Annotated in this window: 20 protein-coding genes; 12 read left to right on the top strand and 8 right to left on the bottom strand. The window is 62.6% G+C overall.

The genetic code is table 11. From position 1 onward, the window contains the following. Positions 1-15 precede the first annotated feature (15 nt). Positions 16-573, top strand: coding sequence for a sigma-70 family RNA polymerase sigma factor (locus tag ACQ4WL_RS07375; RefSeq protein WP_436509027.1), 558 nt, complete (start codon positions 16-18; stop codon positions 571-573). Next, positions 570-1,370, top strand: coding sequence for a hypothetical protein (locus ACQ4WL_RS07370; RefSeq protein ID WP_436509026.1), 801 nt, complete (start codon positions 570-572; stop codon positions 1,368-1,370). The genes ACQ4WL_RS07375 and ACQ4WL_RS07370 overlap by 4 nt, the downstream gene beginning before the upstream one ends. Before the next feature lie 4 nt (positions 1,371-1,374). Here the strand turns inward: ACQ4WL_RS07370 and ACQ4WL_RS07365 are convergent, their stop codons facing one another. Then, positions 1,375-2,520, bottom strand: a complete 1,146-nt coding sequence (locus tag ACQ4WL_RS07365) for an MFS transporter (RefSeq protein ID WP_436509025.1) — start codon at positions 2,518-2,520, stop codon at positions 1,375-1,377. Between the two features lie 282 nt (positions 2,521-2,802). Here ACQ4WL_RS07365 and ACQ4WL_RS07360 point away from each other — a divergent pair, with 282 nt between their 5' ends. The 9 genes from ACQ4WL_RS07360 to ACQ4WL_RS07320 all read left to right on the top strand — a co-directional run bounded on the left by ACQ4WL_RS07360 (position 2,803) and on the right by ACQ4WL_RS07320 (position 12,958). Further along, complete coding sequence (locus ACQ4WL_RS07360) at positions 2,803-3,579, top strand: gamma-glutamyl-gamma-aminobutyrate hydrolase family protein (protein WP_436509024.1); 777 nt, start codon at positions 2,803-2,805, stop codon at positions 3,577-3,579. Positions 3,580-3,656: 77 nt separating this feature from the next. Next, positions 3,657-5,027, top strand: a complete 1,371-nt coding sequence (locus tag ACQ4WL_RS07355; RefSeq protein WP_071075305.1) for a glutamine synthetase family protein — start codon at positions 3,657-3,659, stop codon at positions 5,025-5,027. Positions 5,028-5,039: 12 nt separating this feature from the next. Then, positions 5,040-6,500, top strand: coding sequence for an aspartate aminotransferase family protein (locus tag ACQ4WL_RS07350; RefSeq protein ID WP_436509023.1), 1,461 nt, complete (start codon positions 5,040-5,042; stop codon positions 6,498-6,500). Between the two features lie 205 nt (positions 6,501-6,705). Next, positions 6,706-7,854 (top strand): ABC transporter ATP-binding protein, encoded by a 1,149-nt coding sequence (locus ACQ4WL_RS07345; protein ID WP_436509022.1) that lies wholly within the window; start codon positions 6,706-6,708, stop codon positions 7,852-7,854. 7 nt (positions 7,855-7,861) lie between these two features. Further along, the gene (locus ACQ4WL_RS07340; protein WP_436509020.1) at positions 7,862-8,791 is read left to right on the top strand and encodes an ABC transporter permease subunit; all 930 of its coding nucleotides are present in this window, start codon (positions 7,862-7,864) and stop codon (positions 8,789-8,791) included. Then, entirely contained in the window at positions 8,788-9,639 is an 852-nt protein-coding gene (locus tag ACQ4WL_RS07335) for an ABC transporter permease (protein WP_436509019.1), read from the top strand. Before ACQ4WL_RS07340 ends, ACQ4WL_RS07335 begins: the two co-directional genes overlap by 4 nt. 30 nt (positions 9,640-9,669) lie before the next feature. Next, the gene (locus ACQ4WL_RS07330; protein ID WP_436509018.1) at positions 9,670-11,157 is read left to right on the top strand and encodes an aldehyde dehydrogenase; all 1,488 of its coding nucleotides are present in this window, start codon (positions 9,670-9,672) and stop codon (positions 11,155-11,157) included. A 234-nt stretch (positions 11,158-11,391) separates the two neighbouring features. Then, positions 11,392-12,624: a type II toxin-antitoxin system HipA family toxin gene (locus ACQ4WL_RS07325; RefSeq protein WP_436509017.1), complete on the top strand. Its 1,233-nt coding sequence runs from the start codon at positions 11,392-11,394 to the stop codon at positions 12,622-12,624. A 1-nt stretch (position 12,625) separates the two neighbouring features. Further along, positions 12,626-12,958: a helix-turn-helix transcriptional regulator gene (locus tag ACQ4WL_RS07320; protein ID WP_436509016.1), complete on the top strand. Its 333-nt coding sequence runs from the start codon at positions 12,626-12,628 to the stop codon at positions 12,956-12,958. A 14-nt stretch (positions 12,959-12,972) separates the two neighbouring features. Here the strand turns inward: ACQ4WL_RS07320 and panB are convergent, their stop codons facing one another. The 6 genes from panB to ACQ4WL_RS07290 all read right to left on the bottom strand — a co-directional run bounded on the left by panB (position 12,973) and on the right by ACQ4WL_RS07290 (position 18,311). After that, positions 12,973-13,848 carry a 3-methyl-2-oxobutanoate hydroxymethyltransferase gene (panB, locus tag ACQ4WL_RS07315; RefSeq protein ID WP_436509015.1) on the bottom strand — a complete coding sequence of 292 codons (876 nt, stop codon included), beginning with the start codon at positions 13,846-13,848 and terminating at the stop codon, positions 12,973-12,975. 107 nt (positions 13,849-13,955) lie between these two features. After that, complete coding sequence (gene folK / locus ACQ4WL_RS07310) at positions 13,956-14,435, bottom strand: 2-amino-4-hydroxy-6-hydroxymethyldihydropteridine diphosphokinase (protein WP_436509013.1); 480 nt, start codon at positions 14,433-14,435, stop codon at positions 13,956-13,958. Between the two features lie 8 nt (positions 14,436-14,443). After that, positions 14,444-15,820 carry a polynucleotide adenylyltransferase PcnB gene (pcnB, locus tag ACQ4WL_RS07305; protein WP_436509012.1) on the bottom strand — a complete coding sequence of 459 codons (1,377 nt, stop codon included), beginning with the start codon at positions 15,818-15,820 and terminating at the stop codon, positions 14,444-14,446. Next, complete coding sequence (locus ACQ4WL_RS07300) at positions 15,813-16,484, bottom strand: histidinol-phosphatase (protein WP_436509110.1); 672 nt, start codon at positions 16,482-16,484, stop codon at positions 15,813-15,815. Before ACQ4WL_RS07300 ends, pcnB begins: the two co-directional genes overlap by 8 nt. Beyond that, on the bottom strand, positions 16,484-17,152 hold the full coding sequence (gene hda / locus ACQ4WL_RS07295; RefSeq protein WP_034788687.1) for a DnaA regulatory inactivator Hda: 669 nt from the start codon (positions 17,150-17,152) through the stop codon (positions 16,484-16,486). Before hda ends, ACQ4WL_RS07300 begins: the two co-directional genes overlap by 1 nt. A gap of 76 nt (positions 17,153-17,228) precedes the next feature. Beyond that, positions 17,229-18,311 carry an AI-2E family transporter gene (locus ACQ4WL_RS07290; protein WP_436509011.1) on the bottom strand — a complete coding sequence of 361 codons (1,083 nt, stop codon included), beginning with the start codon at positions 18,309-18,311 and terminating at the stop codon, positions 17,229-17,231. 188 nt (positions 18,312-18,499) lie between these two features. On the opposite strand from ACQ4WL_RS07290, the gene purM reads away from it, so the two are divergent. Continuing rightward, entirely contained in the window at positions 18,500-19,543 is a 1,044-nt protein-coding gene (purM, locus tag ACQ4WL_RS07285) for a phosphoribosylformylglycinamidine cyclo-ligase (protein WP_034746051.1), read from the top strand. Between the two features lie 67 nt (positions 19,544-19,610). On the opposite strand, the gene ACQ4WL_RS07280 is transcribed toward purM, so the two are convergent. Beyond that, positions 19,611-20,942, bottom strand: coding sequence for an MFS transporter (locus ACQ4WL_RS07280; protein WP_436509009.1), 1,332 nt, complete (start codon positions 20,940-20,942; stop codon positions 19,611-19,613). Positions 20,943-21,048 lie beyond the last annotated feature (106 nt).

The following is a 21,048-nucleotide window of genomic DNA, read 5'->3' as shown; positions in this document are numbered from 1 at the left end:
GCTACACTGCTCCGCATGCCCGACACTTTACTCACCGCGACGGATGAAGAGCTGATGCTGCGCTACAGCGCCGGCGACCTGCCGTCGTTTCGCGAATTGTACCGGCGCCATAGCCAGGGCCTGTACCGCTTCGTGGCCTGGCGTGCGCCACGCCGCGCCTGGGTGGACGAGATCGTGCAGGATGCTTGGGCCAGCCTGCATGCGGCGCGCGCAGGCTACCAGCCGCAGGCGGCGTTTCGCACCTATCTGTACCAGATCGCGCGCAACCGCCTGATCGACCTCCTGCGCCAGCGAGAAGGACAGGAACACGAAGACGTGGGCGAAGTGGCGGACGAGGGCGCATCGCCGCCGCAATCGCTGGAGCAGAAACAGCAGCATGCGCTGCTGCATGCGGCCATCGCCGCGCTGCCGGTGGAGCAAAAGGAAGCGTTGGTGCTGCAGCAGTTCAGCGGCATGAGCATCCTCGAGATCGCCGTGGTGACGGGGGCGGAGGCGGAAACCGTCAAGAGCCGGCTGCGCTATGCCATGCAGAAGTTGCGGGCCGGACTGGACAGCGTGGGAGGGCAGGCATGAATACGCACGATCAAGATAACGACGAAGTGCATGACGCAGAATTGAAGGCGCTGCTGGCCAGCTTGCCGCAGCCAGCGCCTTCCAGCGCGCTCGATGCGGCCATCCTGGCCGATGCAGAGAAAGCCCTGCACCAACCGGCAGCTGCGAACGACAGCGCCGATGGCGTGCTGCGCACCTTGCCCGTCAAGAAGGCGCCCGACTACCTGCAGCGCTGGCGCATTCCGCTGGGGCTGGCCGCCGCCGTGCTGCTGACGGTGAACCTGATCGGCGTGGACTGGTTCGGCTCGAAGCCGGCGCAATTTCCCGTGGTCGGGGAACCGGTCACGCAGGAGGTGATGCAGGCAGCCGCACCGGTCATTGCACCGGCCGCTGCACCTGCGAGTGAGTTTGCGCCACTACCGCCAGCACCGCGCGTCATGGCCAAGGCGGCACCGAGGCCGCCGGCGCAAGCCGAGCCGGCGCCAGCACCCGTGTCAGTACCAGCGCCACCGGCCCCGCCACCTCCCCCGGCAATGCGGGAGGCAATGGAGCAGCAAGCCGCCATGCAGGCCGAGTTCAGCCTGCGGCGCCAGGCACCGGTACAGCGCGCGCTGGCCATGCCCGCGCCCGTCGCGGCAAAGGCGGCGCCGCTGCCGTCGCCGGCCAGGCTCGATGCTGGCGTATGGCTGGTGAAGATCGACGCGCTACTCAAGGCAGGTGAGGGCACGCTGGCGCAGGAGGAATGGGCTGCGTTCCGGCAGGCCTATCCCGACTATCCCGTGGCCGAGGAGCTGCGACAGCGGCTGGAAAAAAAGTAGCGCGTTACACGATCCCCTTCCTGCGTTCCCACACGGCGCTGCCGACGAAAATTGCGCAGCACACCCACATCACGGCCGGCAGGGCGTTCACGCCTACCGACTGCATCAACACGCCCGTCAGCAGGGGACCACCGCCGCTGGTCACGCCCCAGGTGGCGTTGACGATGGCGCTGGCGCTGGTCAGCGACAGTCCGGTAAACCGCTCGCCGCAGGCGACCAGCGCCAGCATGTAGATGCCGCCCGCCGCCGCGCCCAGCAACAGCAGCAAGGTCCACCACAGCCACGGCGTACCGACGGCAAACGGTAGCAGCGGCAGCAGCAGGCAGACGGCCACGCCGCAGGCTGCGTGGACTTTGGCGCGGCCGAAGCGGTCGGCCATCCATCCCAGGGCGAACTGCAGGCCCGTGTCGCCCACCAGCACCACGGTGGCCGACAGCAGGGCCAGGTCCGTGCTGATGCCGTGCTCCATCGCATACAGCGGCAGGAGGCTCAATGCCAGGGTGTCGAACAGGGCAAAGAAGGCGGCGCCCAGCACGATCATCGGCATGCGCGGCAAGATCAACGTCCATTTCACACCCTGCTCTTCCGCTGCGCGTTCCGGGCCGCTGTTCGAGATCAGCATCAGGCCCGGCACGGCCAGTAAAAACAGCAGGCCGCAGGCGGCGAAGCTCCAGCTGATCTTGTCATTGAACAGCGCCACGAGAGCCGGGCCGATCAGCTGGAAAAAGGTAAAGCTGGTGGTGTACATGGCCACCACGCGTCCGCGTGAATTGTCGGGCGCCAGGCGGTTGACCCACGCCTCGCCGATGGTAAACAGCACGCCCATGGCGCCGCCGAACAGGAAACGCAGCACGCTCCACGCCAGCAGATGGTCGGTGAACTGCATGGCGATTGTCGCCAGCGATGCCGCCCACACGGCGCCCAGCATGGTGGCGCGCGCGCCAAACCGCCCCACCCAGCGCGAGACAAAGGGCGAGGCGGCCAGGATGCCGAGCGCGCTGACGGCCGTGATCATGCCGATGATGTCCGTGCCCACGCCGCGCTGGTGCAGGGTCAGGGCCGTGAGCGGCATGGTGGCGCCCAAGCCAAGGCCCACCACGCCGATGCTGACCACGAGGGCGAAGAAGTCACGCCATGGCATATGCTTCATGATTGCCCCCGCAGGGTGGAAAAGGTGTTCGGGATGGCTGGAAAACGGTGTGGATGCATGAGAAAGTAAGGGACTTTGCCGGCGGCGCTGGTATTTGGCGCCGGACGGGCATATGATGATTTTAGTAAGGGCAATAATGCAAAGCCGTAGTGTAGGCGATGTGTCCCACCGCTGGCCACGTCCTTCGGTGTGGCCGCCCCTGCCGGCTCTGCTGTACAGTGAAGCGAGCGGCAGCGCTGTCATGGCGCTGTCATTGGATCGTCACGCCAGCGAGGAAGCTCCATGCGCCATCCCATCGTTCTCGTTCCTGCCTGCCAGCGCCAGCTGGGAAACCATGCCTGGCACATGGCGCAGGACAAGTACCTGCACGCCGTGCTGCATGGCGCCGGCTGCCTGCCGCTGCTGCTGCCTGCCCTGGGAGCTGACGCGGACCTGGACACGGCGCTGCAGATCGCCGATGGCGTCATGCTGACCGGTTCCGCCTCGAACGTCGACGCTCGCCTGTATGGCGAAGACATCCTGCATCCCGACCTGCCGCAAGACCCTGCGCGCGACGCCACCACCTTGCCGCTGATCCGCGCCGCGCTGGCGCGCCAGCTGCCCCTGCTCGCCATCTGCCGCGGCTTCCAGGAAGTGAACGTGGCTTTGGGCGGCAGCTTGCACCAGGCCGTGCATGCCGTGCCGGGCATGCTGGACCACCGGGAAAACGTGCTCGATCCCCTGGCGCGCCAGTACGCGCCCGCGCACCGCATCAAGTTGATACCGGGCGGCCTGTTGTCACGCCTGCTGGGCGGCGAGAGCGAGATGATGGTCAATTCCCTGCATGGCCAGGGCATCGCCCGGCTGGCCGATGGCTTGCTGGTGGATGCCCTGGCCGACGACGGCCTGGTGGAAGCCTATACGGTGGCCAGCGCCGCCGGTTTTACGCTGGCCGTGCAATGGCACCCGGAATGGCAGGTGGAAGACAATCCGCAGTCGATGCGCCTGTTCGGCGCCTTCGGCCAGGCATGCCGCGATTACCAGGAACAGCAGCACAGAAAGAATGACAGGACAGGATGACAGCAGAGTAGAAGGGCGCGCCGCCCGCAGCATGTGGCGCTTGATCAGGAAAAGCGCAAGACCAACGAGAGGGAAACATGGCAATACGCGAAAATTTCACTTATACGGATATGGATTTGTGGCTCAATGAAAAGCGCGTCACGGAAATCGAATGCCTGGTGCCCGACTTGACGGGCGTGGCGCGCGGGAAGATACTGCCGCGCGGGAAATTCACCCAGGAGCGCGGCATGCGCATCCCTGAAGCGGTGCTGGGCATGACGGTGACGGGCAATTACCCGGTCGACGACGGTGGCTACGACCGCGCCATTTCCAGCACCGACCGCGACATGATCTTGAAGGCCGATCCCACCACCATCACCATGGTGCCGTGGGCCACGGACCCCACCGCGCAAGTCATCCACGATTGCTATTTTTCCGATGGCGCGCTGGTCGATTTTGCTCCAAGATCTGTGCTGCGGCGCGTGCTGAAACTGTATGCGGACAAGGGCTGGAAGCCCGTGGTGGCGCCGGAGCTGGAGTTTTACCTGACGGCGAAAAACACGGACCCGGACTTGCCGCTGAAGCCGCCCATCGGGCGCAGCGGCCGGGCCGAGACCAGCCGCCAGGTGTACAGCATCGATGCCGTCAACGAGTTTGACCCGCTGTTCGAGGATATCTACGATTACTGCGAACTGATGAATCTTGACGTCGATACCCTGATCCATGAGATCGGTGCGGGCCAGATGGAAATCAACTTCCTGCACGGCGACCCGCTGGGCCTGGCCGACAAGGTCTTCTTCTTCAAACGCACCCTGCGCGAAGCTGCCTTGAAACACGATATGTACGCCACCTTCATGGCCAAGCCCATGGCCGGCGAGCCGGGGTCCGCCATGCATGTGCACCAGAGTGTCGTCGACGCGAAGACGGGCTTGAATATCTTCAGCAACGACGATGGTTCGGCCGCGCCCATCTTCAAGCATTACATTGCGGGCTTGCAGCGCTACATGCCGTCGGCCATGGCCATTGTCGCGCCCTACGTAAACTCCTACCGCCGCATCGTGCGCCACACGGCCGCACCCATCAACATCCAGTGGGGCCTGGACAACCGCACCGTGGGTTTTCGCGTGCCCGAGTCGGGCGTGCAGGACCGCCGCGTGGAAAACCGCATCATCGGCGCCGACGCGAATCCCTACCTGGCCCTGGCCGTGACGCTGGCCTGCGGATATCTGGGCATGACGGAGCAGCTGGAAGCGACGCCGATGATGGTGGGCAGCGCCTACGACATGAAATTCGAGCTGCCGCAAGGCTTGCCCGAAGCCCTGCAACTGCTGCGCGCGGAAGACAAGCTGCGCACGGTACTGGGCGAGCGCTTCATCGACGTGTATGCGGCCATCAAGGACCTGGAACACCAGGAATTCATGACCGTCATCAGCCCCTGGGAGCGCGAACATCTTCTGCTCCACGTTTAAGAAAGGATCGTAATGAGCACAACAAACAATCCGCTGGCGCCCAGCGCCGCTCTTGTATCCTCCGTGGCGCAGAAAAATGCCGTACCGCAGGTGTATGACACGGCCGCCATCCAGCAAATGGACTCGGCCCACTACCTGCATCCATTCACCGATTTCCAGGACCTGGCCAGCAAGGGGGCGCGCGTGATCGTGCGCGGCGACGGCGTCTACCTGTGGGATAGCCAGGGCAAGAAAATCGTCGATGGCATGTCGGGCCTGTGGTGCGTGAACGTGGGCTATGGCCGCACCTCGATTTCGCAAGCCGTGTACCGGCAGATGGAGACGCTGCCGTTCTACAACAGCTTCTTTGGCACGACGAACGTGCCGGCCGCGCAGCTGGCGGCCAAGCTGGCGCAGATTTCGCCACCGCAGTTCCAGCATGTGTTCTTCACCAGTTCCGGCTCGGAAGGCAACGACACCAACCTGCGCATGGTGCGCCGCTACTGGGATCTGCTGGGCTACAAGGAGCGCCACACCATCATCAGCCGACACAACGCGTATCACGGCAGCACGGTGGCAGGGGCATCCTTGGGCGGCATGGATGGCATGCATGCGCAGGGCGGTTTGCCCATCCCCGGCATCGCGCATATCGGCCAGCCCAATTACCTGGAAGCGGGGCACGGTTTGACGCCCGAGGAATTCGGTATAAAAGCGGCTGGCTGGCTGGAAGAGAAAATCCTGGAAATCGGCGCCGACAAGGTGGCCGCTTTCATCGGCGAGCCGGTGCAGGGCGCCGGTGGCGTCATCATCCCGCCATCGACGTACTGGCCCGAGGTCCAACGCATCTGCGACAAGTACGGCATCCTCCTGATCGCCGATGAAGTCATCTGCGGCTTCGGCCGCCTGGGCCGCTGGTTCGGCTCCGAACTGTTCGGCATCAAGCCCGACCTGATCACCTTTGCCAAGGGTGTCACTTCGGGCTATGTGCCCCTGGGCGGCGTGCTGGTGGGCGACAGGGTGGCCAAGGTGCTGATCGAGCAGGGCGGCGAATTCACGCACGGTTTCACGTATTCGGGCCACCCCGTGGCTTGCGCGGCGGCGCTGGAAAACATCCGCATCATCGACGAAGAGCAGTTGGTGGCGAAGGTGGCGGAGGATACGGGGCCGTACCTGAAACAGTGCTTCGCCAGCCTGGGCGAGCATCCGCTGGTGGGCTATGCGGACAGCTGCGGCCTGGTGGCGGGCCTGAACCTGGTACGCAAGAAGGGCGCCACCGTGCATGAGAACGAGCTGTTCGACGAGGGCCAGGGCGTAGGCATGATCTGCCGCGGCCACATGTTCGACAACGGTGTCATCATGCGCGCTGTGGGCGAGCGCATGATCGTCGCCCCGCCCTTGGTCATGACGCGCGCGCAGATCGACGAGATGGTGGGATTGATACGGGTGTGCCTGGACAAGACGTACGCGGATGTGAAAGCGAAGGGCTGGGTGTAGTGAACCCAAACGCAAGGGCTGGGGTCGTACCCTCAGGGTACGACCCCGGGGTTTGCTCTGGGGTTGGTGTCAGTTTTTCACCCAAATAGACGCTAACTCAAGTTTTTTTGGACCAGAATCGCGGCAGTTCCGCTAAACTTCCATCTTGGCCGCTCCTACAGCGGCCAGTTTTTCATTTTGACACCCTCTTACCCAAAGCACCCACATGACGATAGCAACACCAGCCGCGTCGGCCAGCGACGCCCCAGCGCCATTCTTGCTGATTGATCAACTGGTCAAGGAATTCGATGGCGTGCGCGCCGTCAATGATATTTCCGTGACGATCAACAAGGGCGAGATTTTTGCCCTGCTCGGTAGTTCCGGTTGCGGCAAGTCGACCCTGCTGCGCATGCTGGCCGGCTTCGAGACGCCGACCTCGGGGCGCATCGCCCTGGCGGGTAACAGCATCGTCGATGTGCCGCCGCACCAGCGCCCCATCAACATGATGTTCCAGTCGTACGCGCTGTTCCCCCACCTGTCCGTGTGGGACAACATCGCCTTCGGCCTGCGCCGCGACGGCTTGCCGAAAGCGGAAGTGGCGGCGCGGGTCGAGCAGATGCTGGCGCTGGTGCAACTGGGCCAATACGCGAAACGCAAGCCGCACCAGCTGTCGGGCGGCCAGCAGCAGCGCGTGGCGCTGGCGCGCAGCCTTGCCAAGCGTCCGCAATTGCTGCTGCTCGACGAGCCGCTGGGCGCGCTCGACAAGAAACTGCGTGAACGCACGCAGATGGAACTGGTCAACATCATCGAGCAGGTGGGCGTGACCTGCGTGATGGTCACGCACGACCAGGACGAGGCCATGAGCATGGCCACGCGCATCGCCGTCATGAGCGAGGGGCGCATCCTGCAAGTGGGCGCGCCCGGCGAAATCTACGAAACGCCGAACTGCCGTTTCGTGGCCGACTTCATCGGCAGCGTCAACCTGTTCGACGGGCACATCACGCAGGACGAACCCGATCACGTGGTGATCGCCACGCCCGATGGCGAGCACTATGTCTCGCACGGCATCACGGGCAACCTGGGCATGGATGTCTCGGTGGCCGTGCGCCCCGAAAAAATCGGCATCCAGCTCGCGCCACCCGCTTTGGAAGAGCGCGCGTCGCCCGCGGAACATGGCTACAACTGCGCCCAGGGCGTGATCGTCGCCATGGCGTATTTTGGCAATGAAACCAGCTACCACGTGCGCCTCGACAGCGGCACGGTGGTGAAAGTCTCGCGCACCAACGCGGCCCGCCACGACGCCGCGCGCCTGGAGCGCGAACAGCGCGTGTGGGTGTGGTGGGATGGCGCCGACATCGTCGTGCTGACCAGCTGAGGCCATCATGACGTCCCTCTTGCAATCGCTGCGCCACTTCGTCACCTTGCGCTGGCTGACGGGCCGCAACGCCGTCATCGCCGTGCCGTCGCTGTTCCTGACGGCCGCTTTCCTGGTGCCTTTCCTGATCGTGCTGCGCATCAGCCTATCCGACATGGACACGGCGGGCAGTCCGTTCGGTGGCTTGCTGTCGTATGTCGACGGCATCGTCGTGCTGAAGGTGAAAATTGCCAACTACCTGTTCATCGCCGCCGATGAACTGTATCTGCTCACCTACCTCAGTTCCATCAAGTATGCGGCCATTACCACCGCGATCTGCCTCTTCATCGGCTATCCGTTCGCCTACTTCATGGCGCGCGCCAGGCCGTCCATCCGGCCCGTGCTGATGATGCTGGTGATGCTGCCATTCTGGACCTCGTTCCTGCTGCGCGTGTATGCGTGGAAGGGCATTCTGGCCAACCACGGCTTGCTCAACGATTTGCTGATCGCGCTGGGTATCGTGCAAGAACCGCTGCACATGATGAATACCTCATTCTCGCTGGTGGTCGGCATGGTGTACGCCTATCTGCCCTTCATGATTTTGCCCCTGTATGCCAACCTGGTAAAAATGGACATGCGCTATCTCGAAGCGGCGGCCGACCTGGGCGCCACACCCTTGCAAGCATTCTGGCGCATCACGGTGCCGCTGTCGAAGTCGGGCATCATTGCCGGTGCCATGCTGGTGTTCATCCCGTCCGTGGGCGAATACGTGATTCCCGAGCTGCTGGGCGGCCCGGAAACCCTGATGATCGGCCGCGTGCTGTGGGATGAATATTTCACGAATAACGACTGGGCCATGGCGTCGTCGGTGACGGTGCTGGTGGTCTTGCTGATCCTCGTGCCGATGGCCATTTTTAACAAATACAAGACGGACCAGGACGCGGAGGAGCGCACATGAACGGACGTACCTTTTTACAGCGCTGGTTCGGCCGCGGCTGGCTCTCGCTCGGCTACCTGTTCCTGTACCTGCCCATCATCGTGCTGATCGTCTTCTCGTTCAACAGCTCGCGCCAGGACATGGTGTGGAGCGGCTTTTCGCTGCGCTGGTACAGCGAGTTGATGAGCGATACGGAAATCATCTCGGGTTTTGGTTTGTCCCTGAAGATCGCCTTCATGTCGGCCACCTCGTCCGTCATCCTCGGCACCTTCGCCGCCTTCGCGCTGACCAATTACCAGCGCTTCCGCGGCCGCACCCTATTCTCATCCATGGTCAGCGCGCCGCTGGTGATGCCGGAAGTGATCATCGGCCTGTCCCTGCTGCTGATGCTGGTCTCCATGCAAAAAGTCTTTGGTTTCCCCGAGCGCGGCGTGCTGACCATCTGGCTGGGGCATACCCTGCTGGGCATGGCGTATGCGGCCGTGGTGGTGCAGTCGCGCCTGCAGGAAATGAGTAAATCGTTGGCCGAAGCGGCCATGGACCTGGGCTGCCGCGCGCACCAGGTGTTCTTCCTCGTGACCCTGCCGAACATTACGCAGGCGCTGGCCTCGGCCTGGCTGCTGACGTTCACCCTGTCGCTGGACGACGTGGTGCTATCGGCCTTTTTGTCCGGCCCCGGTTCGACGACGATGCCGCTGGTGATTTTCTCGCGCGCGCGCCTGGGGCTCGACCCGCGCGTCAATGCCATCGCCGCGCTGACTATTCTGGTGGTGACGCTCGCCGTGATCGCGTATGCCGTGATGCTGGCGCGCGCCGACCGGAAACGCCGCAAGCAACTGTCTGCGGCCTATTTGGCAGACCAGGAGTAAGCTGCTCTTACACTGACACAGGAGACGACCATGACGGAAAACACCAGCTGGCATGCACGGGCCGCAGCGCTCACGATCGATGGACGCGCCTTCATCAACGGCGAACGCACCTGGGCCAGGTCCGGCCAGACTTTCGACAATCTGTCGCCCATCGATGGGCGCCTGCTGGGGCAGGTGGCCCGCTGCGACACTGCCGACGTGGATGCGGCCGTGCTGGCCGCGCGCGCCGCCTTCGAGGACCGCCGCTGGGCAGGCAAGTCGCCCGCGCAGCGCAAGCGGATATTGATCAAGTTCGCCGACCTGGTGCAGCAATACGGCCCCGAGCTGGCCCTGCTGGAAACCCTGGACATGGGCAAACCGATCAAGTACAGCCAGAGCGTGGACGTGGGTGCCACGGCCAACTGCCTGCGCTGGTATGGCGAGGCGATCGACAAGGTCTACGATGAAATCGCGCCGACTCCCGCCAACAGCCTGGCCCTGATCACGCGCGAACCGGTCGGTGTGGTCGCCGCCATCGTGCCGTGGAATTACCCGATGATCATGGCTGCCTGGAAGATCGCGCCGGCCCTCGCGGCCGGAAACAGCGTGATCTTGAAACCGTCTGAAAAATCGCCATTGACGGCCTTGCGCCTGGCCGATATCGCGCTGGAGGCGGGCGTGCCGGCCGGCGTCTTCAATGTGCTGCCCGGCTATGGCCACGAGGCGGGCGCCGCGCTGGCGCTGCACATGGATGTCGATTGCATCGGCTTTACGGGCTCCACGCGCACAGGCAAGTTGATCGTGCAGATGGCGGGCCAGTCGAATTTGAAACGGGCGTGGACGGAACTGGGCGGCAAGTCCGCCAATATCGTCTGCGCCGATTGCCCGGACCTGGACAAGGCCGTGGCAGCCGCCGTCGGTTCCATCTTTTTCAACCAGGGGGAAAGCTGCAACGCGCCATCGCGTCTGTTTGTGGAAGAATCGATCAAGCAGGAATTCCTGGCCAAGGCGCTGGCGATGCTGCCCCGCTTCCAGCCAGGCGACCCGCTCGACGAAGCCACCGTCATGGGCGCCATCGTCGATGCCACGCAGATGAACACGGTGATGGGCTATATCGCGGCCGGCAAGAACGAAGGCGCGCAGTTGCTCGGCGGCGGCGAGGCCGTGTGTCTTGAGACGGGCGGCTACTATGTGCAGCCCACCATCTTCGGCGTGGACGCCGGCATGACGATTGCGCGCGAAGAGATCTTCGGCCCCGTCCTGTCCGTGCTGGGCTTTACGGATATCGCCGAAGCCATCCAACAGGCCAACGCCACGCCGTACGGCTTGCAGGCGGCCGTGTGGACGTCCGACATCACCAAGGCCATCCAGACGGCGCGCGCCCTGCGCGCGGGCACCGTGCACGTCAACCAGTACGATGGCGACGACATCACCGTGCCGTTCGGCGGCTACAAACAGTCGGGCAACGGGCGCGACAAGTCATTGCACGCGCTGGACAAGTACACGGAGTTGAAGACGACGTGGATACAGGTGGGGTAATTTCTATAAGGGTACTTAAAAGGGCTAATTAATGGTGTTACCGGATTAAAATAGTTCTTTTAAGTGCTATTAAATTTTCCATGGCGCTACAGTTGTTAAAATTTGGATCGTATAAGTGCTAATTTAGGGATAAACTGAACACAATTAGCTACTATAAGATCCAGTGGAGCCGCCATGCAATGCCATTTTCAAATTTTTCATGATGATGCGTGGCACGATTGCGCATCGCTGACTTTGCTTGAGCCTGCAGGCGGCAATCCACGCACCGCTGCCCTGTTCGAGTATGACCTCGATTATGCCTTCTTCAAGCTGGAGAGTGGACCTGTCTCGCTGCGTTTTCCCGTCACGGCAGAGATGCAGAAGCTGGCGCAATGGCCAGCCTTTCTCTTTGACCTGATTCCCCAGGGAAGCGGACGGACATATCTGCTTGGGCAGCTGCAACTGGCCGATGGTCCGGCTGCCGATTTTCCGCTGGCGTGTGCCGGCGCATTCAATCCCGTCGGGCGCGTGCGCATCGCCGAGGCCGTGCAGTACTACGCACAACATATGAATCGCCATGACAAGGGCAAGCCGTTGAGCGGCTTTTCACTGGACGAGATCATCGGTCGCGGCGATGCCTTCAATGAGCGAATGCTGATGCATGGCATGCTGGCCGCCGGCAGTCTGGGGGTGCAAGGAGCGGCACCGAAATATCTGCTGACCACTGACCATGCCGGTCTCTGGCATGCCGATGGCGCCCTGGCGGACCAGGACGCGGCTGCCCATTTCATCGTCAAGCGTCCGCGCGGAAAGACCGCCAGCGACGCCAAGGTATTGAGGAATGAAGCCGCATACATGACTGTGGCACGCGCGGTGGGCTTGCGCACCGAAGGCCAGCTGCGCTACCAGGACGATACCTTGTTCATTCCCCGTTTTGACCGCCGCATCCGGGATGGAAAAGTGCTGCGGCTGCATCAGGAAAGCGCCGCTTCGCTGGCAGGTATCGTTGGCTTTGAAGCCACGCCCAGCCAGTTCGACCTATTGCAGGCGCTGCGCGCCGTCGTCAGCGACAAGACTGCGGAAACCATCGAATTTCTCAAACGCGATATCTTGAACCTGGCCATGCGCAATACCGACAATCACGCACGCAATACGGCGGTGCAGCAAATTGGTGCCGAGGTGCGCCTCACGCCGCTGTTCGATTTTGCGCCGATGTACCTGGACCCGGATGGCATACCACGCGCGGCGCGCTGGTATCACCCGGAGACCAAAAACGAGCTGCATGACTGGACGACGATACTGGCTACGATCGGCATGCCGGACGTGGAGCGCCAGCAGATCCGCCTCGCGCTGTACGGATTTTCCCGGCACCTGGTTGCGCTGGAACAGCATATGCAGGAGGCAGGCGTGGATGATGACATCATTGCTTTCCTCCGGCCACATATCGCCGGGCAGATCGAACAGCTCAAGGCATTGGGAGAGCACTGACATGGCGCGTACGAAAAAGAGCGTTGACAAGGAAGAGTTGCGGCAGCGCAGGGTAGTGCTTTACGCAGCCATTGAAGCAGGCGCCGTCACGCTACAGCACGCCGTCAAGGAAATGCGCGCCATCTCGCGCCTGACGCAGGCCCAATTTGCGGAACACCGAGGGGTCAGCCTGAAAACCATCAAGGAGATCGAGAGCGGCAAAGGCAATCCGACCATCCAGACGCTGAACCGTATCGGGCAGTTCTTTGGACTGGAGGTGGCGTTTGTACGCACAGAAACGCTGCGCGAAAAAAAAATCGCCCCGGCGAGTGCCAGGGCGATATCGCCTCAATAGGCTAGATCAGAAGATCAGAAGCAGTGTTCCAGCGCCGGGAAGCTGCCATCCTTGACGGCTTTGACATAGCCGGTGACGGCGTCGTCGATGCTGGCCGCGCCTTCCATGAAGTTGCGCACGAAGCGCGCCTTGCGGCCTGGGAAGACGCCCAGCATGTCGTGCATGACGAGGACCTGGCCCGAGCAGTCGGGACCGGCGCCGATGCCGATGGTGGGGATGGTCAGCATGTCGGTTACTTCCTTGCCCAGCTGCGACGGCATGGCTTCCATCAGCACGATGGCGGCGCCCGCGTTTTGCAGCGCCAGCGCGTCGTTCTTCAGCTCTGTGGCGCTTTCCGTGCTCTTGCCCTGCACCTTGTAGCCGCCCAGCTGGTGCACCGATTGCGGCGTGAGGCCGATGTGGGCGCAGATGGGGATGCCGCGCTGCGTGAGGAAACGGACGGTCTCGGCCAGCCAGGCGCCGCCTTCGATCTTGATCATGTGCGCGCCCGCCTGCATCAGGATGACGGCATTCGCGTACGCCGTCTCGGGCGTGCCATAGGCGCCGAACGGCAGGTCGGACATGATCATGGCTGACTTGCTGCCGCGCGCGACGGACGCCGTGTGATAGGCCAGTTCGGCCACAGTGACGGGCAGGGTGGAGTTGTGGCCATTGCAGACCATGCCGAGCGAATCGCCGATCAGCAGGATCTCCACGCCGCAGCGGTCCATCAGGGACGCGAAGCTGGCGTCATAGCAGGTCAGCATGGTGATCTTTTCGCGGGCGGCGCGCAGCGTGGCCAGGGTGTGGATGGTCACGGCCTTGTTGGCGACAGGCTTGGATGGCGCCGGCGCTGGCGTGGCAGCCTTGTCTTTTGCGGCCAGATCTGTTCCTTGCAAATAAGCGGACATAGGTATTCTCTAGAGTGAAAGGGGGGGATGCGATTGCGACGCCGCTAGTGTAGTACTTTATGCGGCGTGCTGCAGGAGCGGCATTGTAGAGCAATGCCGCGTGGCGCTCAGAGCCGGCTGATGGCCTGCTCAGCGACGCTTGCCAGGTAGTCCTGCGCCGGCCCGAGTCCAGGCACGACGATGGCGGGCGCCAGGGCCAGCAGTGGCACCAGCACGAAGGCGCGTTCGGTCAGGCGCGGATGGGGTACCGTCAGGCTGGCGCTGGCGATCTGCGCGTCGCCGTACAGCAGCAAGTCCAGGTCCAGGGTGCGCGGGGCGTTGCGGTAGGGGCGTTCGCGCCCATGCGCCGCTTCGATGGCGTGCAGGGCCTGCAGCAGTTCTTCGGCCGGCAGGGTGGTCGTGATGCGCGCCACGGCGTTGATGTAGTCGTCACCGCTCGAAGCTATGGGCGCCGTGCGGTAGCTGGCCGAGGCGTCCAGCAAGCTGGCGCCAGGCAGGCGCGCCAGGCGGGCAAGCGCATCCTGCACATTCGCGCGCGCGTCGCCCAGGTTGGCGCCGATGCCGATGTAAGCGATCACTTGCTGCATGGCTGCGTTCAATCCTCGCCGGTGCTACCGCTGGTGCTGCCCGTGCCGCTGCCCGTCTTGCTGCGCGTGCTGCGGCGTGGCGGACGCTTCTTCTTGACGGCGCCCGGCGCGGCATTCGCGCTGACCAGCAGCGCTTCGCGCGTTTCCTCGTCGCCCTCGTAGAAGGCTGTCCACCACTCGCCGATCTCGGTATCGATCTCTCCCGAGGCGCAGCGCAGCAGCAGGAAGTCGTAGCCGGCGCGGAAGCGCAGGTGTTCCAGCAGTTTATGCGGCGCCTTGCCGACGCGGCGCTCGAAGCGCGGCTGCATCGACCAGATATCGCGCATGTCCGAACCGATCTTGCGCTGCAGGGCCAATTTTTCCGTTTGCGAATCGAGCACGTCGTCGGCCGCCAGGTGCAGCGCGGGAATGGTCGACTCGCCGGCGGCGCGGTAGGCCGTCCATTTTTCCAGTACCTGGTGCCACAGCAGCGAGGCAAACAGGAAACCTGGCGAGACGGTCTTGCCGGCGGCGATGCGCTGGTCCGTGGCGTCCAGCGCCAGGGTGACGAATTTCGCGCCCAGCGGCTGCTCCAGCACCACGTCGAGCAGCGGCAGCAAACCGTGATGCAAGCCTTCCTTGCGCAGCTGCTGCAGGCAGGCCAGCGCGTGACCGCTCATCAGCAGTTTCAGCATTTCGTCGAATACGCGCGGCGCGGGCACATTGTTGATCAGCGGCGCCATGATGGGAATCGGCGCGGCCGTGTGCGGCTCGATGGTGAATTTCAGCTTGGCGGCAAAGCGCACCACGCGCAGCATGCGCACGGGATCTTCGCGGTAGCGCTCTTCGGGCTTGCCGATCATGCGCAAGGTCTTGGCGCGGATATCTTCCACGCCGCCGTGGTAATCGAGTACTTCCTGCGTGGCCGGGTTGTAGTACATGGCGTTGATGGTGAAGTCGCGGCGCAGCGCATCTTCGTGCTGCAAGCCGAAGGTATTGTCGCGCAGGACGCGGCCGTGTTCATCCTTGGGCGCGGAGTCGGCGCCGGCGCCGCGGAAGGTCGTCACTTCCAGCAAGTCCTGGCCGAACATCACGTGCACGATCTGGAAGCGCTTGCCGATGATGAAGGCGCGGCGGAACAATCGTTTGACCTGTTCCGGCGTGGCGTTGGTGGCGATGTCGAAGTCTTTCGGCTTCACACCCAGCAGCAGGTCGCGCACGGCGCCGCCGACGACAAAGGCCTCAAAACCCGCTTCCTGCAGGCTGCTGGTGACGCGGATGGCATTCGACGACACCAGTTTCGGGTCGATTCCGTGTTGCGCAGGTCCGAGCACGATGGCTGTCGTGGTGTCGCGCGCTGCCTCTTTTTTAACGCCGAGGATCTTGCGGATGAATTTTTTAATCATTGAATAAGTGGAGTGATGGCCAGCCGTGGAGGGATGCGTGTGCGCTCAAAGCGGTATTGGGATTGGTCGCGACAGGATGGGTCACGACCGACAGCAAGGGAATGTCGTTGTGTGAATCGCTGTAAAAGTAGCTGCGCTCGAACTGCCCCAGTTCCTTGCCCATTTTTTGCAGCCAGGCGTGGGTGTGGGTCAGCTTGCCCGCGCCCAGGGTCGGCGTACCCAGCAGCTTGCCCGTGACATTGCCTACGGCGTCGTATTCGGGCATGGCGGCCAGCAGGTGCTCGACGCCCAGCGCATCGGCGATGGGCTTGGTGATGAAATGGTTGGTGGCCGTGACGATGGCCAGCAGGTCGCCCGCGTCCTGGTGCTGCTTGAGCAGGGCCACGACTTCCGGGCGGATCGCCGGCAAGACCACTTCGGCCATGAATTGCTGGTGCAGCGCTTCCAGGCGTTCGCGCGGAAATTGCGCCAGGGTGCCGAGGGAAAACTCCAGGTATTCCACCGGGTCGAGCGTGCCGGCCTGGTATTGCGCGAAGAATTCGTCGTTGCGGCGGGTGAATTCGGCGGCGTCCACGGCACCGATGCGTACCAGGAATTCGCCCCACTCGTGATCCGAGTCGATGGGCAGCAGGGTGTGGTCGAGGTCAAACAGGGCCAGATTCATCATTCTTTCGCTTCCGCCTGCAGCAACTCGCGCAACAATGGCAAGGTGATCGGGCGTTGGGTTTCAAGGGAGTAGAGGTCGAGAGAGTCCAGCATCGTCGACAGCGAACGCATGTCGCGCCGGAAATGGGACAGCAGATAGGGTAACACGCCCGGCGATAAGGTCAAGCCGCGGGTGGTGGCCGCCTGGGTCAGGGCGGCGATTTTTTCATCGTCGGTCAAGCCGTGGATTTGATAGATCAGGCCCCAGCCCATGCGCGTGCGCAAGTCTTCGCGCACGGGCAGCACGGCGGGCGGCACGGCGCCGCTGCACACCATGTAAGCTTTGTTGGCGCGGATTTCATTGAACAGGGCAAAGGCATCGATCTGCGCCAGCGGCGAGAGCTTTTCGCAGTCGTCGAGCAGGTACAAATCCACGTCAGGCGAATACACGAATTCGGACTCGATCGAGAATGGCGAAATGTAGCGCGCGCGCTCGGTGCTGGCCAGGGCCTTGAGCAGATGGCTCTTGCCGGCGGCCAGTTCGCCCCACAGGTAGGCAAAATGTTCGCGCGAGGTGCGCGCGGCGAACTGGCGCATCAGCTGCGCCACTTCGGCATTCTGTCCCACCTCGAAGGTATCGAGGCTGTGCGCCTGGTCTGTGCCTAAATCGAGCACCAGTTGTTTCATGGCGTACGCCTTGTCCTGTTTTTCATTACTGCATGTGCATCGTGGTATTGCTAGGTTGATATGATATCCGCTTTTACTAGGTATTATAGAAGCTGCTGGAGAGGTAGTGGCGTCTTAGATGCTTAAAAGCGACCATCAGGACGGCAGAAGCAGGTAAAGCGAGCAAAACGCCGACGAAACCAAACAATTGTCCGAATGCCAATAGGGCGAAGATCACGGCCAGTGGATTCAAGCCGATGCGCTCGCCCACCAGGCGCGGCGTGAGGAAAAAGCCTTCAATGACCTGGCCGCAGCCATAGATGACGGCCACGGCGATCACGCCGCTCCAGTCGGCAAACTGCAGCAGGGCGGCGATCAGCGCCAGCATCAGCCCGAGGCCGAAGCCCAGGTAGGGGATGAACACCAGCAAGCCCGTGATGATGCCCACAGGCAATGCCACTTCAAAACCGGCGATGGCCAGCGCCACCGAGTAATACGTGGCCAGCACCAGCATGACGAGCAACTGGCCACGCAGGTATTGCGCCAGCAGGGTATCGACTTCCTGCGCCATGCCCACCGTGCGGCCCACCCAGCGGCGTGGCACGGTACCGGCGATGCGCGCCAGCATCGGATGCCAGTCCAGCAACAGGTAGAACAGCACCACGGGAATCAGTACGACGGTGGCCAGCCAGCCAAGCACGGCCGTGCCGCCGATGCGAGCCGAGGCCAGCACGGTGCTCCAGATTTCATCGCCGCTGGTGGCCATCTGCTGGCTCAGCATGCGTTTGATGCCCGTGCCGTCCAGACGCACGCGGATGCCCAGGTCGCGCAGTTTCGGTGCCAGGAACTCGTTCGCCTTGCTGAGAAATTGCGGGATTTGCGCCTGCAGCAGGGGGATTTCCTTTTGCAACACAGGCACGACGATCAGCACCAGCGCCGTAATGGCGAGGAAAAACAACACTACGACGACCAGCACGGCCAGCGGACGGGGCACGTAAAAGCGCTTGTAATGCAGGCGCTGCAATCGGTCCACGCCGGGATTGAGCACATAGGCGAGGATGGCGGCGGCCAGGAAGGGCGTCAGGATGGGGCCCAGGCTGACGAGCAGCAGCAAGAATGCCAGCCAGACCGCGATCCAAAATGCTGTTTGCTTCTGTTCTGCGGTGATGGCGAATGGCATGTAGTTTGTGCTGTTGCGTTAAAAAAAGGCAGTTAATTACGAAATGGCGGGGCAGTTTGATAAAATAGCGTCTTGATCGACCGAATTCACCCGCTGGCGCCCTGCCGCACGATGTTGAAAAACATGCTTGCGCGCGTGTGCCGGCGGGTATCCGCCTTCTATTTTACCGCCTCCGCTGCCACCACACCATGAACCAGACTTCTAATGTTTCCCTTTCCTACCGTGACGCTGGCGTCGATATCGACGCAGGCGACGCTTTAGTCGAAGCAATCAAGCCGTTTGCCAAGCGCACCCTGCGCGAAGGCGTGATGGGCGGCCTGGGCGGTTTTGGCGCCATGTTTGAAATCAGCAAGAAGTACAAGGAACCGGTGCTGGTCTCGGGTACCGACGGCGTGGGCACCAAATTGCGCCTGGCGTTCGAACTGAACCGCCATGACACGGTCGGCATCGACCTGGTTGCCATGAGCGTCAACGACATCCTGGTGCAAGGTGCCGAACCGCTGTTCTTCCTCGATTACTTCGCTTGCGGCAAGCTGGACGTGGCCATTGCCACCGACGTCATCAAGGGCATTGCCCAGGGTTGCGAACAAGCGGGCTGCGCGCTGATTGGCGGCGAAACGGCGGAAATGCCGAGCATGTACCCGGCCGGCGAATACGACCTGGCAGGTTTTGCCGTCGGCGCCGTGGAAAAATCGAAAATCATCGACGGCACCAAGATCGCCCCGGGCGACGTGGTGCTGGGCCTGGCCTCGTCGGGCGTGCACTCGAACGGTTACTCGCTGGTGCGCAAGATCATCGAAGTGGCGAAACCTGACCTGGAAGGCGACTTCCACGGCCGCAAGCTGGCCGACGTGCTGATGCAACCGACGCGCATCTACGTCAAGCCATTGCTGGCGCTGATGGATGCCATGGAAGTCAAAGGCATGGTGCACATCACCGGTGGCGGCCTGGTGGAAAACATTCCACGCGTGCTGCAGCCTGGCCTGGTGGCCGAGCTCGATTCGAAGGCATGGACCATGCCGCCGCTGTTCACGTGGCTGCAACAGCATGGCGGCGTGGCTGACGCCGAAATGCACCGCGTCTTCAACTGCGGCATTGGCATGACCGTCATCGTCTCGCAGGAAAACGCGGACGCCGCCATCGCGCAGTTGCAAGCGGCCGGCGAAACTGTCTCGCGCATCGGCACCATCCGCGCGCGTAACGGCGACGAGCACCAGACCATCGTGATCTAAGTTTTAGCACGCATAGAAAAGGCAGGCACTCGCGAGAGGCCTGCCTTTTTTTACGTCGCAAATCGATCTATCGCGCGTGCGCCGTCTTCATGCGGCCATCCGGCTGCGAGCCGCCTCTGCCGATCATGGCCACGCTGACGGCCGAGACGAGGGAGGCGAACAGGATGTAGCCGACGATGTGCCATGGCTCGCCATTGCCCGTTTTGAGCAGGTAGGTGGCGATGATGGGCGTCAGGCCGCTGGCGAAGATGCCGGAGAACTGGTACACGAAGGAGATGCCCGTGTAGCGCACCTTGGCGTCGAACAGGTCGCAGAACAGGGCCGCTTCCGGGCCGTACACGGCCGAATACAGCACGCCCAGCGGGATGATCACGGAACACCACAGCAACAGCGGATTGTCGGCGTGGTGCAGCATGATCCAGAAGGCGGGGATGGACGACACGCCCGTGATCAATGCGCCCCAGAAGAACACCTTGCTGCGGCCGATGCGGTCCGACAGGCGGCCAAAGAAGGGGATGCAAAAGCACATCACGACGGCCGACGCCATCACGCCCATCAGCGCTTCCGTGCGCTCTATCTTGATGGTGTTGGTCAGATAGGTGATGGAAAACACGCCAAAGATATTGAAGAAGACGCCGTCGATATAGCGCGCGCCCATGCCCTTCAATACATTGCCGGGATAGCGTTTCAGCAGGTCGAAGAAGGGGATTTGCGTCTCCGCGTTCTTCTCCTTGACGGCCTGGAATTCCGGCGTTTCCATCACGTTCAGGCGTATCCACATGCCGATGAAGACCAGGGCCGCAGATAAAATGAAGGCGACGCGCCAGCCCCAGGACAGGAACTGCGCATCCGTCAGGGTGTACGACAGGATCGCCACCACGCCGGAAGCGAGGCACAGGCCGATGGCCAGGCCGATTTGCGGCAGGCTGGCATAGAAGCCGCGCTCCTTCGGCGGCGCATATTCATACGCCATCAGCACGGCGCCGCCCCATTCGCCACCGAGGCCGATACCCTGCAGCACGCGCAGGAGCAGCAGCAGGCCGGGCGCCCAGTAGCCGATGTGGTCGTAGGTCGGCAGCACGCCGATCAGGAAGGTGGAGACCCCCATGATCATCAGGGTCATCACCAGCATGCTCTTGCGGCCGATCTTGTCGCCGAAATGGCCGAAGATCACGCCGCCGATGGGGCGCGACAAAAAGCCCACGGCGAAGGTGCCGTAGGCCAGCATGGTCGAGACGAGCGGATCGCCGCCCGGAAAATACAGCTTGCTGAACACGATGCCGGCGACCACGCCGTACAAGAAGAAGTCATACCATTCGATGGTGGCGCCGATCACGCTGGCCATCACGACTTTCCGTAGCTCTTTGGCTTTTTTCGGATGGTTCGGATTGTTATCCATAATATCTAGTCTCCAATCGATATCGATTATGTGTTTGATGCCTGGCTTGTCGCCAGGTCATTGAGGGGCGTGGCCGTCTGCCCGCCGTAGGCATCCTCCTTGGTCG

It is taken from the genome of Janthinobacterium kochi, assembly GCF_051380715.1.
GTDB lineage: Bacteria > Pseudomonadota > Gammaproteobacteria > Burkholderiales > Burkholderiaceae_D > Janthinobacterium.
This window is presented reverse-complemented; position numbering and strand designations above follow the sequence as displayed.

Bases quoted from the DNA above. Each gene is read 5' to 3' on its own strand.
- ACQ4WL_RS07375 (WP_436509027.1), top strand. From the start codon at position 16: ATGCCCGACACTTTACTCACCGCGACGGATGAAGAGCTGATGCTGCGC.
- ACQ4WL_RS07370 (WP_436509026.1), top strand. From the start codon at position 570: ATGAATACGCACGATCAAGATAACGACGAAGTGCATGACGCAGAATTG.
- ACQ4WL_RS07365 (WP_436509025.1), bottom strand. From the start codon at position 2,520: ATGAAGCATATGCCATGGCGTGACTTCTTCGCCCTCGTGGTCAGCATC.
- ACQ4WL_RS07360 (WP_436509024.1), top strand. From the start codon at position 2,803: ATGCGCCATCCCATCGTTCTCGTTCCTGCCTGCCAGCGCCAGCTGGGA.
- ACQ4WL_RS07355 (WP_071075305.1), top strand. From the start codon at position 3,657: ATGGCAATACGCGAAAATTTCACTTATACGGATATGGATTTGTGGCTC.
- ACQ4WL_RS07350 (WP_436509023.1), top strand. From the start codon at position 5,040: ATGAGCACAACAAACAATCCGCTGGCGCCCAGCGCCGCTCTTGTATCC.
- ACQ4WL_RS07345 (WP_436509022.1), top strand. From the start codon at position 6,706: ATGACGATAGCAACACCAGCCGCGTCGGCCAGCGACGCCCCAGCGCCA.
- ACQ4WL_RS07340 (WP_436509020.1), top strand. From the start codon at position 7,862: ATGACGTCCCTCTTGCAATCGCTGCGCCACTTCGTCACCTTGCGCTGG.
- ACQ4WL_RS07335 (WP_436509019.1), top strand. From the start codon at position 8,788: ATGAACGGACGTACCTTTTTACAGCGCTGGTTCGGCCGCGGCTGGCTC.
- ACQ4WL_RS07330 (WP_436509018.1), top strand. From the start codon at position 9,670: ATGACGGAAAACACCAGCTGGCATGCACGGGCCGCAGCGCTCACGATC.
- ACQ4WL_RS07320 (WP_436509016.1), top strand. From the start codon at position 12,626: ATGGCGCGTACGAAAAAGAGCGTTGACAAGGAAGAGTTGCGGCAGCGC.
- panB (WP_436509015.1), bottom strand. From the start codon at position 13,848: ATGTCCGCTTATTTGCAAGGAACAGATCTGGCCGCAAAAGACAAGGCT.
- folK (WP_436509013.1), bottom strand. From the start codon at position 14,435: ATGCAGCAAGTGATCGCTTACATCGGCATCGGCGCCAACCTGGGCGAC.
- pcnB (WP_436509012.1), bottom strand. From the start codon at position 15,820: ATGATTAAAAAATTCATCCGCAAGATCCTCGGCGTTAAAAAAGAGGCA.
- ACQ4WL_RS07300 (WP_436509110.1), bottom strand. From the start codon at position 16,484: ATGAATCTGGCCCTGTTTGACCTCGACCACACCCTGCTGCCCATCGAC.
- hda (WP_034788687.1), bottom strand. From the start codon at position 17,152: ATGAAACAACTGGTGCTCGATTTAGGCACAGACCAGGCGCACAGCCTC.
- ACQ4WL_RS07290 (WP_436509011.1), bottom strand. From the start codon at position 18,311: ATGCCATTCGCCATCACCGCAGAACAGAAGCAAACAGCATTTTGGATC.
- purM (WP_034746051.1), top strand. From the start codon at position 18,500: ATGAACCAGACTTCTAATGTTTCCCTTTCCTACCGTGACGCTGGCGTC.
- ACQ4WL_RS07280 (WP_436509009.1), bottom strand. From the start codon at position 20,942: ATGGATAACAATCCGAACCATCCGAAAAAAGCCAAAGAGCTACGGAAA.